This is a genomic window from Oleiphilus sp. HI0061 (assembly GCF_001635675.1).
In genome coordinates this window covers 1-1025 of sequence record NZ_LWFE01001542.1, presented here as the reverse complement: position 1 = coordinate 1025, position 1025 = coordinate 1, and the positions used below count along the sequence as shown (strand labels likewise).

Annotated in this window: 1 protein-coding gene; it reads right to left on the bottom strand. The window is 44.8% G+C overall.

Annotation, left to right across the window (positions count from 1 at the left end; translation table 11 throughout):
* Nucleotides 1–13 precede the first annotated feature (13 nt).
* Nucleotides 14–967 (bottom strand): bifunctional biotin--[acetyl-CoA-carboxylase] ligase/biotin operon repressor BirA, encoded by a 954-nt coding sequence (birA, locus tag A3735_RS24050; RefSeq protein ID WP_068514087.1) that lies wholly within the window; start codon nt 965–967, stop codon nt 14–16.
* Nucleotides 968–1025 lie beyond the last annotated feature (58 nt).

Here is a 1025-nt window from a genome sequence, read left to right as displayed (position 1 = left end):
TCTAATAGAAGCATCAGCCTAACCTCACCGACACCTCACCTGCGTTAACCGCAGATAGTGCTCCATCAACCTCTAATAAGAGCGCGCCAGACAAGTCAACTCCTCGCGCAATACCAACTATTGCACCACTGTTGATTTCAACCACTTTACCCGCTAAAGCATCAAATTTGTTCCAATCCGACAAAAAACCCTTAAAGCCACCCAACTTAAAACGCTCTAAGTCACAATACAAACCACTCAATAAGTTGCCAGCTAGCTCATTCCGACCAATATCCGATACTTCGGACAAAGCTGACCAAGCCTGCTCAATCACTTCCGCATCCTCAGGCTTCATATCAACATTCAAACCCAGACCAACCACAACCCGCCAACTCGTTGTCGCCTCTCCATGCAACTCAACCAAAATACCTGCTAACTTTCTTCCACTTAACCAAACATCATTCGGCCACTTTAACTCAACGCCACTAACACCAAGTGATGCTAGCGTCTTCACAACAGACAAACCAACCACCAAACTTAGCCCAGATAGAGCTTCTGCCCCACCATCAAGATTAAAAGCAATACTAAGATAAATATTTCTCGCAAAAGGACTAACCCATTTTCGGCCACGACGACCTTTTCCGGCCGTCTGATATTCTGCCAAGCAACTCTCGTATAAATTTCCTTCGAGTTGCTTTTCCAATAAGTGAGTATTTGTTGAATCGGTACTTAAAAGTACCTCAATAGAGATATTTTCGACAGCTTGAGCTGCCATATACGACTGAATAGATTTACCACACAATAGATCAAGCGGTCGCAACAAGCGATAGCCGCGCCCTTTTACTGACTCCAAGGGTAAACGCAACTCCTCCAATTGACCTAACGCTTTCCACACTGCAGTTCGGCTTACACCCAAAGTACGACCAAGGTCCGACCCTGAATGGAATTCACCATCCGACAAGAGATTTAAAATAGAACGGAGTTCCATAAGGGAAACCAAAAAGAAATGAAGCCGCGATTATAGCGACTTCGAAAGCATTATCGCA